This window comes from Phycicoccus mangrovi (assembly GCF_018729305.1).
Classification (GTDB): Bacteria; Actinomycetota; Actinomycetes; order Actinomycetales; family Dermatophilaceae; genus Phycicoccus; species Phycicoccus jejuensis.
On record NZ_JAHHWP010000019.1, the window covers coordinates 1 to 13,809 of the forward strand.

Annotated in this window: 10 protein-coding genes; 4 read left to right on the forward strand and 6 right to left on the reverse strand. The window is 70.9% G+C overall.

Translation table 11 applies throughout. From position 1 onward, the window contains the following. Positions 1-201 precede the first annotated feature (201 nt). Positions 202-3,228 carry an excinuclease ABC subunit UvrA gene (uvrA, locus tag KMZ30_RS16895; protein ID WP_226901699.1) on the forward strand — a complete coding sequence of 1,009 codons (3,027 nt, stop codon included), beginning with the start codon at positions 202-204 and terminating at the stop codon, positions 3,226-3,228. Between the two features lie 19 nt (positions 3,229-3,247). On the opposite strand, the gene KMZ30_RS16900 is transcribed toward uvrA, so the two are convergent. The 6 genes from KMZ30_RS16900 to KMZ30_RS16925 form a co-directional block, all read right to left on the reverse strand. Beyond that, entirely contained in the window at positions 3,248-4,147 is a 900-nt protein-coding gene (locus KMZ30_RS16900; RefSeq protein WP_215511795.1) for an SCO6745 family protein, read from the reverse strand. 120 nt (positions 4,148-4,267) lie between these two features. Beyond that, a complete protein-coding gene (locus KMZ30_RS16905) occupies positions 4,268-4,972 on the reverse strand; it encodes an ABC transporter ATP-binding protein (RefSeq protein ID WP_226901843.1) in 705 nt (234 codons plus the stop codon). A gap of 5 nt (positions 4,973-4,977) precedes the next feature. Beyond that, positions 4,978-5,808 carry an ABC transporter ATP-binding protein gene (locus KMZ30_RS16910; RefSeq protein WP_030528379.1) on the reverse strand — a complete coding sequence of 277 codons (831 nt, stop codon included), beginning with the start codon at positions 5,806-5,808 and terminating at the stop codon, positions 4,978-4,980. Continuing rightward, complete coding sequence (locus KMZ30_RS16915; RefSeq protein WP_215511793.1) at positions 5,805-7,517, reverse strand: branched-chain amino acid ABC transporter permease; 1,713 nt, start codon at positions 7,515-7,517, stop codon at positions 5,805-5,807. Before KMZ30_RS16915 ends, KMZ30_RS16910 begins: the two co-directional genes overlap by 4 nt. Continuing rightward, entirely contained in the window at positions 7,514-8,470 is a 957-nt protein-coding gene (locus tag KMZ30_RS16920) for a branched-chain amino acid ABC transporter permease (protein ID WP_242525651.1), read from the reverse strand. The genes KMZ30_RS16915 and KMZ30_RS16920 overlap by 4 nt, the downstream gene beginning before the upstream one ends. Before the next feature lie 186 nt (positions 8,471-8,656). Continuing rightward, positions 8,657-9,874: a branched-chain amino acid ABC transporter substrate-binding protein gene (locus KMZ30_RS16925; RefSeq protein ID WP_308279602.1), complete on the reverse strand. Its 1,218-nt coding sequence runs from the start codon at positions 9,872-9,874 to the stop codon at positions 8,657-8,659. A gap of 254 nt (positions 9,875-10,128) precedes the next feature. Here KMZ30_RS16925 and KMZ30_RS16930 point away from each other — a divergent pair, with 254 nt between their 5' ends. The 3 genes from KMZ30_RS16930 (at position 10,129) to uvrC (ending at position 13,804) form a co-directional block, all read left to right on the forward strand. Further along, on the forward strand, positions 10,129-10,608 hold the full coding sequence (locus KMZ30_RS16930) for a Rieske (2Fe-2S) protein (protein WP_207021846.1): 480 nt from the start codon (positions 10,129-10,131) through the stop codon (positions 10,606-10,608). Between the two features lie 171 nt (positions 10,609-10,779). Further along, entirely contained in the window at positions 10,780-11,712 is a 933-nt protein-coding gene (locus tag KMZ30_RS16935; protein WP_215520077.1) for a type IV toxin-antitoxin system AbiEi family antitoxin domain-containing protein, read from the forward strand. A 151-nt stretch (positions 11,713-11,863) separates the two neighbouring features. Next, entirely contained in the window at positions 11,864-13,804 is a 1,941-nt protein-coding gene (gene uvrC, locus KMZ30_RS16940) for an excinuclease ABC subunit UvrC (protein ID WP_215511790.1), read from the forward strand. Positions 13,805-13,809 lie beyond the last annotated feature (5 nt).

Below are 13,809 nucleotides of genomic sequence, written 5' to 3' on the forward strand. Positions count from 1 at the left end.
TTCAGACGAGCGTTAGCGTGGGCCACGAGAACCTCCGGGCGGTGTAGGACCTAGACAATCCACACCTCACCCGGAGGTTCTCCTCGTCGTCAACGCCTACGCGTCACCAACGTCCCGGCCGAGTACACCTAGACGCCGGGTCTGGACGAACCCCGGATGCCGTCACCGCTGATGAGGGGGCTGTCGGACCCGACACCTAGCATGGCGGGTGTGAGTCATGACCACCTCGTCGTCCGCGGCGCCCGCGAGCACAACCTCAAGGACGTCAGCATCGAGCTCCCCCGGGACGCTCTCGTCGTCTTCACCGGCCTCTCGGGGTCGGGCAAGTCCTCGCTGGCCTTCGACACCATCTTCGCCGAGGGCCAGCGGCGCTACGTCGAGTCGCTCTCGGCGTACGCCCGGCAGTTCCTCGGGCAGATGGACAAGCCCGACGTCGACTTCATCGAGGGCCTCTCGCCCGCGGTGTCGATCGACCAGAAGTCGACCAACCGCAACCCCCGCTCCACCGTCGGCACCATCACCGAGGTCTACGACTACCTCCGCCTCCTCTTCGCCCGTGCCGGCCGCCCGCACTGCCCCGTCTGCGGCGAGCCGATCACCCGGCAGAGCCCGCAGCAGATCGTCGACCGGCTCCTCGAGCTGCCCGAGCGCACCCGCTTCCAGCTGCTCGCGCCGGTCGTCCGCGCCCGCAAGGGCGAGTACGTCGACCTCTTCGCCGAGCTCCAGGCCAAGGGCTTCTCCCGGGCCCGCGTCGACGGCGAGGTCGTCACCCTCACCGACCCGCCGAAGCTCGAGAAGCAGGTCAAGCACACGATCGACGTCGTCGTCGACCGCCTCGTCGCCAAGGGTGACGACACCTCGGCCAAGCGCCGGCTCACCGACTCCGTGGAGACCGCCCTCGGCCTGGCCGGTGGGGTCCTCGTCGTCGACTTCGTCGACCTCGAGGAGGGGCACCCGGAGCGCGAGCGCCGCTACTCCGAGAAGATGGCCTGCCCCAACGACCACCCGCTGTCGATGGACGAGGTCGAGCCGCGCTCGTTCTCGTTCAACAGCCCGTTCGGCGCCTGCCCCGAGTGCAGCGGCATCGGCACCGAGCTCGAGGTCGACCCCGACCTCATCGTCCCCGACGACGACCTGACCCTCGCGCAGGGCGCCATCGCCCCGTGGGCCACCGCGTCCGGCGCCGCCGACTACTTCCAGCGCGTCATGTCGGCCCTCGCCGACGAGATGAAGTTCTCGATGGACACGCCGTGGCGCGAGCTGCCGAAGAAGGTCCGCGACGCGCTGCTCACGGGGCGCAACCACAAGGTGCACGTCCGCTACCGCAACCGCTTCGGGCGCGAGCGCTCGTACTCCACCGGCTTCGAGGGCGCCATCCCGTTCGTCCGGCGGCGCCACTCCGAGACCGACTCCGACTGGAGCCGTGAGCGCTACGAGGGCTACATGCGCGAGGTGCCCTGCCCCGTGTGCAAGGGCGCGCGCCTCAAGCCCGAGTCGCTCGCCGTCCTCATCGGGGGCCGCTCGATCGCCGACGTCTCCCGCCTGGCCATCGGCGACGCCGCGCAGTTCTTCTCGACGGTCGAGTTCACCGAGCGCGAGCGACAGATCGCGGCGCGCGTCATCAAGGAGATCGACGCCCGGCTCGGGTTCCTCCTCGACGTGGGCCTGGAGTACCTGAGCCTGGACCGGCCGGCCGGCACCCTGTCCGGCGGTGAGGCGCAGCGCATCCGGCTCGCGACCCAGATCGGGTCCGGCCTCGTCGGGGTCCTCTACGTCCTCGACGAGCCGAGCATCGGTCTGCACCAGCGCGACAACCACCGCCTCATCGAGACGCTGACCCGGTTGCGCGACCTCGGCAACACGCTCATCGTCGTCGAGCACGACGAGGACACGATCGCGACGGCCGACTGGGTCGTCGACATCGGCCCGGGGGCGGGCGAGCACGGGGGCGAGGTGGTGCACTCCGGCACCGTCGCCGACCTGCTGACCCATCCCGACTCCATCACCGGCAAGTACCTGTCCGGGCGTCGCGAGATCCCGACCCCGGCCGTCCGTCGCCCGCAGGAGCGCGGCCGTGAGGTCGTCGTCGTCGGGGCGACCGAGCACAACCTCGACAACGTCACCGTCGGCTTCCCGCTCGGCAACCTCGTCGCGGTCACCGGGGTCTCGGGCTCGGGCAAGAGCACGCTCGTCAACGACATCCTCTACAACGTCATGGCGAACAAGCTCAACGGCGCCCGCCACGTCCCGGGCCGGCACAAGTCGGTCACCGGGCTCGACCACCTCGACAAGGTCGTCCACGTCGACCAGAGCCCGATCGGGCGCACCCCGCGCTCGAACCCGGCCACGTACACCGGTGTCTTCGACCACGTCCGCAAGCTCTTCGCGACGACCGAGGAGGCCAAGGTCCGCGGCTACCAGCCGGGTCGCTTCTCGTTCAACGTCAAGGGCGGCCGCTGCGACGCGTGCTCCGGCGACGGGACGATCAAGATCGAGATGAACTTCCTCCCGGACGTCTACGTGCCGTGCGAGGTCTGCCACGGCGCCCGGTACAACCGCGAGACGCTCGAGGTCCACTACAAGGGCAAGTCGATCGCCGACGTCCTCGACATGCCCATCGAGGAGGCCGCCGAGTTCTTCGCCGCCGTCCCCGCGATCGCCCGGCACATGCGCACGCTCAACGACGTCGGCCTCGGCTACGTCCGGCTCGGCCAGCCCGCGCCGACCCTCTCCGGCGGCGAGGCACAGCGCGTCAAGCTCGCCTCCGAGCTGCAGAAGCGCTCGACCGGGCGGACCGTGTACGTGCTCGACGAGCCGACGACCGGCCTGCACTTCGAGGACATCCGCAAGCTCCTCAAGGTGCTCCAGGGCCTCGTCGACAAGGGCAACACCGTCATCGTCATCGAGCACAACCTCGACGTCATCAAGTCGGCCGACTGGCTCGTCGACCTCGGGCCCGAGGGCGGCAGCGGCGGCGGGCGGGTCATCGCCGAGGGCACCCCCGAGGAGGTCGCCGCGCTCGAGGAGTCGCACACCGGCCGCTTCCTCGCCCCGGTCCTCGCGAAGACCGCGCGCACGACGGCCGCCCCGGCCAAGCGGGCTGCGTCGAAGAAGACGGCGGCGACGAAGGCCCCGGCCACCAAGGCGCCGGCGAAGAAGACCGCGGCCAAGGGCTCGACCGCCCGTCGGGAGCCGACCCGCAGGACCACCTCCCGCAAGGCGGGCTGACCCCGCCCCCGGACCGCGCTCAGGCGCGGCCGGGGGTGCCGGGCAGCCAGCCGGCGTCGATGACCTTCTTCACCACGGCACGGGCCGTCGTCAGCAGCTGCTCGGCGTCGTCGACATCCGCCCAGGCCGCGGCCGAGGCGTCGTCGGTGGCGTCCTCGAGGTGGTCTCGCAGCCGCCGCCCGGCCTCGGTCAGCGTCGGCGCCCCACCGTCGCGGGCCGGTGTCAGCAGGCCCGACGTGCCCAGCGACTCCTCGGCCATGGCCCACTCCTCGTCGGTCCACCTCCGGGTGGGCTGGAGGAAGGCACGACCGCGGCTCGCGCGCTCCGGGCTCGTCGCGCGCAGCCAGGCGTCGTAGAGGACGAGCGACTCGAGCGGGCGCAGCCCCGCCGAGGTCAGGGCCGCGACGTGTCCGTCGCCGCGCCACTCGCGCCACAGGGCGGTCGCGTGCCAGAGGGCCAGGTGCGGGCTGTCCGGCCACTCCTGCGTCGCGAAGGCGGCCGCCAGCGGCCGACCGCCGTAGTCCAGCCGGTCGAGGACCGGACGCAGCCGTCCGACGAGCTCGATCACGTCGGGGGAGCCGACGTCCGCTCCCAGCGCGGAGCGCAGCCCGTCGTCGAGGCAGCGGGTGCGCACCTCGTCGAGCCCGCTCGGGGTGTGCCGCCCGAGCGCCAGGCTCCAGGCCTTGGCCACCGCCTCCGGCCGGAAGCCGAAGAAGGTCGCCGCGACCACCTGGCCCGGGACCGCGCCGAGCGGGGCGGCACGCATCCCGGTGTAGGCCCCCAGCCACCCGACACCGAGCTCCTCGCGGGCGGCGTCCACGTGCGAGCCGAAGTACGCGGCGAGGTGGTAGGGCTCGAGGGTGCGGTAGGCCAGGCGAGCCACCGCGCGCGCGGCCGCGTCGTGCCGGAAGGTCGTCATCGACCCACCCTAGGCGGGCCGTGCGGCGGGTGAGCAACGGGAACAGGCCGCGCGACGTGGAGTCGCGCGGCCCGTCCTCGTGTGTGATCAGGCCCACGCAGAGCGTGAAACCCGTTCGCCTCAGTCCTCGCCGAGGTAGGCCTTCCGGACGTCGTCGCTCTCGAGGAGCTCCTTGCCGGTGCCCGAGAGGACGATCGAGCCGACCTCGAGGACGTAGCCCTTCGTCGCCCGCCGCAGCGCCGCCTGGGCGTTCTGCTCGACGAGGAGGATCGTCGTCCCCTGCTGCTGCAGCGTCGTCACGGTCGTCATGATCCGCTTCATCATCAGCGGCGAGAGACCCATCGACGGCTCGTCGAGCATGAGCATCTTCGGGCGGCTCATCATCGCCCGGCCCATCGCGAGCATCTGCTGCTCGCCACCCGAGAACGTGCCGGCGGGCTGCGCGCGACGCTCCTCGAGGATGGGGAAGAGCTCGAACGCCGCCGCGAGGTCCTCGCGGATGCCCTTGTCCTTGCGCGAGAACGCCCCGAGCAGGAGGTTCTCCTCGACGCTCAGCTTCGGGAAGATCCGCCGGCCCTCGGGGGAGTGCGCCAGCCCGAGCGAGACGATCTCGTGCGGCGCGACCTTCGTGAGGTCCCGACCGTCGAAGAAGATCGAGCCCGACACCGGGCGCAGGAGGCCCGAGATGGTGCGCAGCGTCGTCGTCTTGCCGGCGCCGTTCGTGCCGATGAGCGAGACGACCTCGCCCTGGTCGACCGTGAACGAGATGCCCTTGACGGCCTTGATCTTGCCGTAGGACACGACGAGGTCCTTGACCTCCAGCATGGCGCTCACGCGCTCTCCTCCTCGTCCTCGTCGGTGTCGTCGCCACCGATGTAGGCCTCGATGACCCGCGGGTCGGACTGCACCTCGCCGGGGGAGCCCTCGACGAGGACCTCGCCCCGGACCAGGCAGAGCACCCGGTCGCAGAGGTTGAAGATGAACCGCATGTCGTGCTCGATGACGACGACGGCGAGGCCGCTGTCCCTGATCTTGAAGATCAGGTGCATCGTCTCCTCGGTCTCCTTGGGGTTCATGCCCGCCGTCGGCTCGTCGAGGAGCAGGATCTGCGGGTCCGTCGCGAGGGCCCGCGCGATCTCCAGCCGGCGTTGGTCGCCGTAGGGGAGGTTGCGCGCGAGGATCTCGGTCGACTTGCCGAGCCCGACGTAGTCGAGCAGCTCCTGCGCCCGCAGGCGGGTGGCCTCCTCCTCGCGCCGGAACTTCGGCCCGCGGAGGATCGAGGTCAGCGCCATCGACGAGGTGCGGCAGTAGCGCCCGACCATGACGTTCTCGAGGGCGGTCATGTTGCCGAACAGCCGGATGTTCTGGAACGTCCGGGCCATGCCGGCGCGGACGACCTTGAGCGGCTTCGGCGGCAGCTGCTCACCGCCGAGGGTCACGCGACCCTCGGTCGGGACGTACATCCCGGTGAGGCAGTTGAAGAAGGTGGTCTTGCCGGCGCCGTTCGGGCCGATGAGCCCGACGATCTCGCCGTCGTGCACCTTCATGCTCACGTCGCCGACGGCGGTGAGGCCGCCGAAGCGCATCGTGACGTGCTCGGCCTCGAGGACGACGCGGTCCCCGATGACGTGGCCGCTCGGCGTGGGGTCGGTGACGGTCACTTCGCCTCCTGCAGGTGTTCGGACTGCACGATCTCGGCGAGCTCGTCGTCGTCCTCGTGGAACTCCAGCTGCCGTCGTTTGCTCGCGACGAGGCCCTCCGGCCGGAAGCGCATCATGACGACGAGCAGCAGGCCGAAGATGAGCAGCCGGTAGTCGTTGACGATGCGGGCCTTCTCGGGGAGGAGCTTGAGGACGGTCGCGCCGACGAGGACGCCGGCGACCGTGCCCATGCCGCCGAGGACGACCGCCGCGAGGAGGAACGCCGACTCGAGGAAGATGTACTGGTCGGGCGTCACCGAGGTGTCCTGGTGCGCCTTGATCGTCCCGGCGAGGCCGGCGAGCGAGGCGCCCACCGCGAAGGCGAGCAGCTTGAGCCCGAAGACGTTGACGCCCATGGCCTCCGCCGCGCGCTCGTCCTCGCGGATGGCGACCCAGCCGCGCCCGATCCGGCTGTCGTTGAGCCGGGTGAAGACGAGGATGACGAACGCGATGAGCAGGAGCAGCAGGAAGTAGTAGTTGCTGAACCGGCCGAGCGGGATGCCCGCGACGGTGTGCGTCTGCCCGAAGTCGAACCCGAAGAAGTTGAGGTCCGGGATGCCGGGGATACCGTTCGGGCCGTTGGTCAGGTCCGGGCCGTTGTTGCCGTCGAGGTTGAACATCGCCAGGCGGAAGATCTCGCCGAAGCCGAGGGTGACGATGGCGAGGTAGTCGCCGGAGACCCGCAGCGTCGGGGAGCCGATGATCAGGCCGAAGATCGACGCGACGAGCATCCCGAGCAGCATGACGACGAGGAAGGGCGGGTTCCACCCGATCGTCGCGAACGCGGACTTCGAGAGCATCGCGCCGACGTAGGCGCCGGTGCCGAGGAAGGCGATGTAGCCGAGGTCGAGCAGGCCGGCGAGGCCCACGACGATGTTGAGGCCGAGTGCGGTCGCCGCGAAGATGAGGATCTGCGTGGCGATCGACATGTTCGCGTCCGAACCGTCCTGGGTGAACGGGAAGAGGAACGCGACGAGGAAGGCCGCCAGGAGCAGCGGGCGCCGGTTGTTCTGCCCGATGAACCCGAGGTACTCGCCGAAACCGCTGCCCACGAGGCCGATCGCGACGGCGAGCAGCGTGATCAGGAGGCACCCGAAGGTCGCCGGGTCGTCGACGTTGAGCGTGTAGGCCGTCGCGAAGAGCAGCAGCCCGAGCATGACGACGATGACGAGGATCTCGGCCCACGAGGGCAGCCGGGGCCAGGTCCGGACGTCGAGGTCGACGTGCGGCGAGAGCAGGCCGCCCGCGAGGACGAGCGCGGCGCCGACGAGGCCGACCCATCCGCCCTCGTTGACGTTGATGAGCCCGCCCGCCTGGTAGGCGACGGCGATGATGCCCGCGAGGGCGAACACCACCGAGCCCCAGCCGACGGCGCGCAGGCCCCGGCCCGGGTTGAGCCACTGCGGCCGTCGGAAGAGCAGCACGCCGAAGGCGAGGGCGACGATGCCGAGGAGCATCGCGTAGAGCTGGATCCCGAGCGGGTAGAACCGGACGCTCACGTCGTCGAGGATCCGGTTGTCGTACGACCACGACAGCAGGCCGCTCACGAGGAGCAGCGCGCCACCGGCGACCGCGAGGATCGCCGCCCGGTCGCCGTGCTGCTCACGCAGACGGTCCAGGCGCGAGAGCTCGGGGTCGGTCGTGTCGGGGGAGTGCGTCACGGTGCTCATGCGCGGTCCACCACCTTTGCGCCGAGGAGGCCCTGCGGTCGGAAGACGAGGACGAGGATGAGGAGCGCGAACGCCCACACGTCCTTCCACGGGCTGCCGCCGAAGGTGCCGGGGATGAACTGGACGGCCAGCGCCTCGACGAGCCCGAGGGTGACACCGCCGATGACGGCCCCCCAGACGTTGCCGATGCCACCGAGGACGGCGGCGGTGAAGGCCTTGAGGCCCGCGAGGAAGCCCATCTTGAAGTTGATGTTCGTGACCTGCAGGCCCTGGGCGATGCCGGCGACCGCCGCGAGGGTCGCGCCGATCACGAAGGCGACGACGATGATGCGGTCGACGTTGATGCCCATCAGGCGCGCGGTGTCGGGGTCCTGCGAGACGGCCTGCATCGCCCGGCCGGTCTTGGTCCGGGACACGAAGTAGAACAGGCCGGCCGCGCAGATGACCAGGGCGCCGACGGTGAAGATCGTCGAGCGCTGGAGCGTCACGCCGCCGAGGTTGAAGGCGGGGCCGCTCACGACCTCGATCTGCGGGAAGGGCACCTTCTGCTTGGCGTCCGGGAAGCTCGGGATCTTGCCGTAGAGGAGACGGACCGCCTCCTGGAGGAAGACCGAGATGCCGATGGCCGTGATGAGGGGGGCGAGGCGCGGGGCGTTGCGCAGGGGCCGGTAGGCGATCCGCTCCATGAGGACCGCGATGGCCACCGACGCGGCGACCGCACCGACGATGAGGACGGGGAGCGCCCAGAAGGGGAGCATCTCGCCGCCGTCGACGTAGCTGCGGAAGAACAACAGCGCGGTGCTCAGGGCGCCGAACGCGCCCACCATGAAGATCTCGCCGTGGGCGAAGTTGATCAGCTGGATGATCCCGTAGACGACCGTGTATCCGACCGCGATCAGGGCGTACAGCGATCCCAGGGTCAGCCCGTTGACGAGCTGCTGGGCAAGTTCCACCACGACCTCCTAGGCGTGACGTGCGGGTGGGCTGGGGGGAGAGTAGCGGGTGACGTGCATCACGGACAGGCGCCACACGGACCGTGGGCGCGGCCGCGCGGAGCAGGTCCGGACACGGACGGCGGGGGTGGTCTGCTCGACCACCCCCGCCGTCGGGGTGCTCACGACTGGGTCGTCAGGACCGGCTTACTTGAACTCCTCCGTGTTCACGGGGGCCCACGCGCCGTCCTTGACCGCGTACACGGTGAGGACCTTGGAGGTGGTGTCGCCGTACTCGTCGAACGCGACCTTGCCGGTCACGCCGTCGAAGGAGACGCTGCTCATCGCCTGGACCGTCGCCTGGCGGGCGGCCTCGGCCGAGTCCGCGCTGGCGAGCGAGGTCTTGAGGGCGTTGATGATCGAGTTCGCCGCGTCGTAGGCGTAGGCGCCGTAGGCCTCGTACGGCTCGGCGTAGCCGGCCGCGTCGTAGGCCTGGACGAACGCCTTCGCCGACTCGAGCTGGTCGGTCGGGGCGCCGACCGAGGTGGCGAGGTCGCCGGTGGCGGTGCTGCCCGCGAGCTTGATGAACTCGCCGGAGTAGATGCCGTCGCCGCCCATGAGCGGGACGTTGAGGCCGGCGGCCTTCATCTGCTGCGAGAACGGACCCGCCTGCGGGAACTCACCGCCGTAGTAGACGGCCTTGGGGTTGCTCGGCTTGATCTTGCTGACGACGGCGTCGTACTTGTCGTCGTCAGGGTTGATCGTCTCGGCCGCGACGATGGTGCCGCCGAGCTTCGTGAACTCCTTGCTGAAGGCGTCGACGAGGCCCTGGCCGTAGGTCTTCTTGTCGTGGACCGTCGCGACCTCCTTGATGCCGGCCTTCTCGAAGAGGTAGCGCGCCGCGAACGGGCCCTGGATCGAGTCGGTCGTGCAGGTGCGGAAGTAGTTCGGGTAGGTCCGCTTGGGGGCGGTCGCGAAGTCGGCGCCCTGGGTGAGCGACGGGTTCGTGTTGGCCGGCGAGACCATCGTGATGTTGGCCGTCGAGAGCACCGGCTGGACGCTCTGCGCGACCGAGCTGTTGAGCGTGCCGACGACGCCGACGACGTCCTTGTCGGACGCGAGCTTCGTCGCGGCGTTCTTGCCGACGTCGGGCGTCGCCTGGTCGTCCTCGGCCGCGAGCTCGAGCTTCCAGCCGGGGATGGCGTTGGACTCGTTGGCCTGCTTGATGGCGAGGTCGACCGAGTGCTCGATGCCCTTGCCGAGGGCGGCGAGGTCACCGGAGAGCGGCGCGATGACGCCGATCTTCGCGGTCTTGGTGTTTCCGGAGCCGCTGCCGGTGTCGCTGCCGCCGTCGTCGCCGCCGCGCGTGCCGCAACCGGTGAGCGCGAGCGAGGCCACGAGCAGCGAGGCGCCAACGGCAACCACGGAACGCTGAGGCACAGTTCCTCCTGGGGATCTGGTCTGGTGAGCGGATGCTCCTGCCCGCCGACGCGGACCTGACGGAATGTAGCCGTGATCGGCCCGTTTGCCGAGGACCTTCTTGTTTGTGGTGCCGAGTTGTTACCTGCGGATCCAGCAGGTGGACGGGCCGGACGGACAGTGGACGAAGGTCCACAGGCGGCGTCCAGCGACGACATGGATACTGCGAGGGACACCCACGGACCGAGAGGGACAGCCCGATGAGCACCGACCGCCCCACCCCGTCCAGCACCGAGTGCGGCTCCGGCTGCGCGTGCGTCACCCGACGCCAGTCCTTCCGCACGGCGGGCGCCGTCGGCGCCGTGGTCGTCGGGGCCGGCTCGCTCGCCGCCTGCGGGTCCGGCGACGTCGAGGAGGCCGCCAGCTCGGCCGCCGGCGCCGCGAGCTCCGCCGTGTCGCAGGCCATCAAGGCCGCCGAGATCCCCGTCGGCGGCGGTAAGGTCTTCGAGTCGATCTCGACCGTCGTCACCCAGCCGACGCAGGGCGAGTACAAGGCGTTCTCGTCCGTCTGCACCCACCAGGGCTGCCAGGTGGGCGGCGTCGCCGACGGCGTCATCACCTGCCCCTGCCACGGCAGCCAGTTCGACGCCGCGACCGGCGCCGTCAAGCAGGGACCGGCCACGAAGCCGCTCCCCGAGAAGTCCGTCACCGTCAGCGGCGACGGCCTCACCGTCTCCTGACCCTAGTCACCCCCCGTCACTCCCGCCTCCACTTTTCGGGGTGACCCCGAAATGTCCACGAGACCCCGGTTCCGAGCCGGGGTCTCGTGGACGAACCGGGGTCTCGGGCCGTCGTCCACAGATGCGTCGCGGCCGCTGGCGCCTCGGCTCGGCCGCGTCGATCGTCGAGGGATGGACGACACGGATGACCTGAGCTTCCTCGGGCAGCTGCACGACGGCGTGTTCACGACCGCCGAGGCACATGGGCTGGGTGTCTCGCGCGAGGTGCTGACCCGCGCGGTGAAGGCCAGGACGCTCCGGCGCCTCGCGCGTGGCCTGTACGCGACCGGCCCTGCGGCCGCACGTGCGGAGGACCGACACCTCGAGCTGTGCCGCGCGCTGCGGGTCGAGTACCCGGATGCGTCGCTCGCCGGCCGGTCGGCCGTCGTTGCGCTCGGCCTGCCCACCTGGGGTCTCCCGCTCGGGACGGCCCTGCTCCACCGCCCGGTCGAGCGTCAGCTCAAGCGCAGCGGTGCCACCATCCGGCCCCTGGACCCGGTGGCGGACCTGCAGGACACGTCGTTCGGTCCTGTCGAGCCGCCCTGCGCCGCGCTCGTCGGTCTGGCCCTCGACCACGGGACGGTGGCGGCCGTCGCCTCGGCCGACGAGGCGCTGCACCGGAGGCTGGTCACCCCCGACGAGCTGGCGGGCGAGGTCGCTCGGCGGGCCGGTCATCGCCACGTGCAACGGGCCCTCGCGATGCTCCGCCTCGTCGACGCGGCCAGCGAGAGCCCGGGGGAGAGCCGCACGCGGGTGACGCTCGAGTCCCTCGGGCTCGAGCTCGACTCGCAGGTCGAGGTCCGTGACGAGGACGGTGAGTTCGTCGGGCGGGTCGACCTCGTCGTCCGCGGGACGAAGGTGCTCATCGAGTTCGACGGAGCCGTCAAGTACTCGGCGGGCGGCCCCGAGGCCGTCGTCGCCGAGAAGCGTCGTGAGGACCGGTTGCGGGAGCTGGGCTACGTCGTCGTCCGCGTCATGTGGGACGACCTCGCGCACCCCGAGCGGCTCCTGGCCCGGGTGCGGCGCGCGATGGCGCTCGCCGAACGGCTGACCGCCGGCGCGTGAGCGACTCGGGCGGGTCGACACAGCAGCTCGTTCACGAGACCCCGGCTCGGAGGTCTTGTCTCGTGGACATTTCGGGGTGACCCCGAAAAGGGGAGTCGTGTGGGGTGGGTGGGGCGGTCGCGGTGTCGGGGGCGCGGCTTAGGGTTGACGGGTGGCCGACCCCTCGACGTACCGCCCCCGGCCGGGCGAGATCCCGACCGACCCGGGCGTCTACCGCTTCCGCGACCGCGAGGGCCGCGTCATCTACGTCGGCAAGGCCAAGTCGCTGCGCCAGCGGTTGTCCTCCTACTTCCAGGACGTCGCCGCGCTGCACCCCCGCACCCAGACGATGGTGCGCACCGGCGCGAGCGTCGAGTGGACGGTCGTCGGCACGGAGGTCGAGGCGCTCCAGCTCGAGTACGCGTGGATCAAGGAGTTCGACCCGCGGTTCAACGTCAAGTACCGCGACGACAAGTCCTACCCCTACCTCGCCGTGACGATGGCCGACGAGTACCCCCGCGCCCTCGTCGTCCGCGGCGCCAAGAAGAAGGGGACGCGCTACTTCGGCCCCTACGCCCACGCGTGGGCCATCCGCGAGACCCTCGACCTCGCGATGCGCGTCTTCCCGATGCGCACCTGCTCCTCGGGGGTCTTCCGCCGGGCCGAGCAGGTCGGCCGGCCCTGTCTGCTCGGCTACATCGACAAGTGCAGCGCCCCCTGCGTCGGCCGCGTCGACGCCGCCCGGCACCGGGAGATCGCCGAGGACTTCTGTGACTTCATGGCCGGCAACAGCGGGCGGTTCATGTCGCGCCTCACCCGTGAGATGAAGGCCGCCGCCGCCGAGCTCGACTTCGAGAAGGCGGCGCGGCTGCGCGACGACATCGGCGCGCTCGAGCGGGTCCTCGAGAAGTCGGCCGTCGTGCTGCCCGATGCCACCGACGCCGACGTGTTCGCCCTCGCCGAGGACGAGCTCGAGGTCGCGGTCCAGCTCTTCCACGTCCGCGGGGGCCGCGTGCGCGGCCAGCGCGGCTGGGTCGCCGAGCGCGACGCCGAGACGACGCCCGAGGTCGTCGAGCACCTCCTCCAGCAGGTCTACGGCGGCGAGTCCGGCGAGGGCGTGCCGCGCGAGGTGCTCGTCCCGGTCCTGCCGGACGACGACGAGGCCCTCGCGGCGTGGCTCGCGGGCCTGCGCGGCAGCCGGGTCGACCTGCGGGTCCCGCAGCGGGGTGACAAACGGACGCTGATGGAGACGGTGGCGCGCAACGCGACCCAGAGCCTCGCCCGCCACAAGGTGACCCGCGCCGGCGACCTCACGACCCGCAGCCAGGCCCTGCAGCAGCTCCAGGAGGTCCTCGACCTCGAGGACGCGCCCCTGCGCATCGAGTGCTTCGACATCAGCCACGTCCAGGGCACGCAGGTCGTCGGCTCGATGGTCGTCTTCGAGGACGGGCTGCCCCGCAAGTCCGAGTACCGGCGGTTCATCGTCCGCGGTGACGAGACCGGGGCCACCGACGACACCGCGGCCATGCACGAGGTCCTCACGCGGCGGTTCCGCCGCGGCCGCAAGGAGGCCGAGGAGCGCGAGGCCGAGGTGGCCGAGGGCCGTGAGCGGCCGGCGCGCTTCGCCTACACCCCGAACCTCGTCGTCGTGGACGGCGGTCTGCCGCAGGTCAACGCGGCCGCCCGCGCCCTCGAGGAGGCGGGCGCCGTCGACGTCGCCGTCGTCGGTCTCGCGAAGCGCCTCGAGGAGGTCTGGGTGCCGGGGGAGGAGTACCCGGTCATCCTGCCGCGCACCAGCGAGGGGCTCTACCTCCTCCAGCGGCTGCGCGACGAGGCGCACCGGTTCGCCATCACGTTCCACCGGCAGCGCCGCTCCAAGGCGATGACGCAGAGCGCGCTCGACGGCATCGCCGGCCTCGGCGAGAAGCGGCGCCAGGCGCTCCTCAAGCGGTTCGGGTCGGTCAAGAAGATCCGCGCCGCCACCGTCGACGAGCTCGCCGACGTGCCGGGCATCGGGCCTGCACTGGCAGCGGTCGTTGCGGCAGAGTTGGGCTCGACCGAACAGGACATGCCGGCCATCGACCCGCTGACGGGCGAGGTCGTCGAGCAGTAGGGAGC

Bases quoted from the DNA above. Each gene is read 5' to 3' on its own strand.
- uvrA (WP_226901699.1), top strand. From the start codon at position 202: ATGGCGGGTGTGAGTCATGACCACCTCGTCGTCCGCGGCGCCCGCGAG.
- KMZ30_RS16900 (WP_215511795.1), bottom strand. From the start codon at position 4,147: ATGACGACCTTCCGGCACGACGCGGCCGCGCGCGCGGTGGCTCGCCTG.
- KMZ30_RS16905 (WP_226901843.1), bottom strand. From the start codon at position 4,972: ATGCTGGAGGTCAAGGACCTCGTCGTGTCCTACGGCAAGATCAAGGCC.
- KMZ30_RS16915 (WP_215511793.1), bottom strand. From the start codon at position 7,517: ATGAGCACCGTGACGCACTCCCCCGACACGACCGACCCCGAGCTCTCG.
- KMZ30_RS16930 (WP_207021846.1), top strand. From the start codon at position 10,129: ATGAGCACCGACCGCCCCACCCCGTCCAGCACCGAGTGCGGCTCCGGC.
- KMZ30_RS16935 (WP_215520077.1), top strand. From the start codon at position 10,780: ATGGACGACACGGATGACCTGAGCTTCCTCGGGCAGCTGCACGACGGC.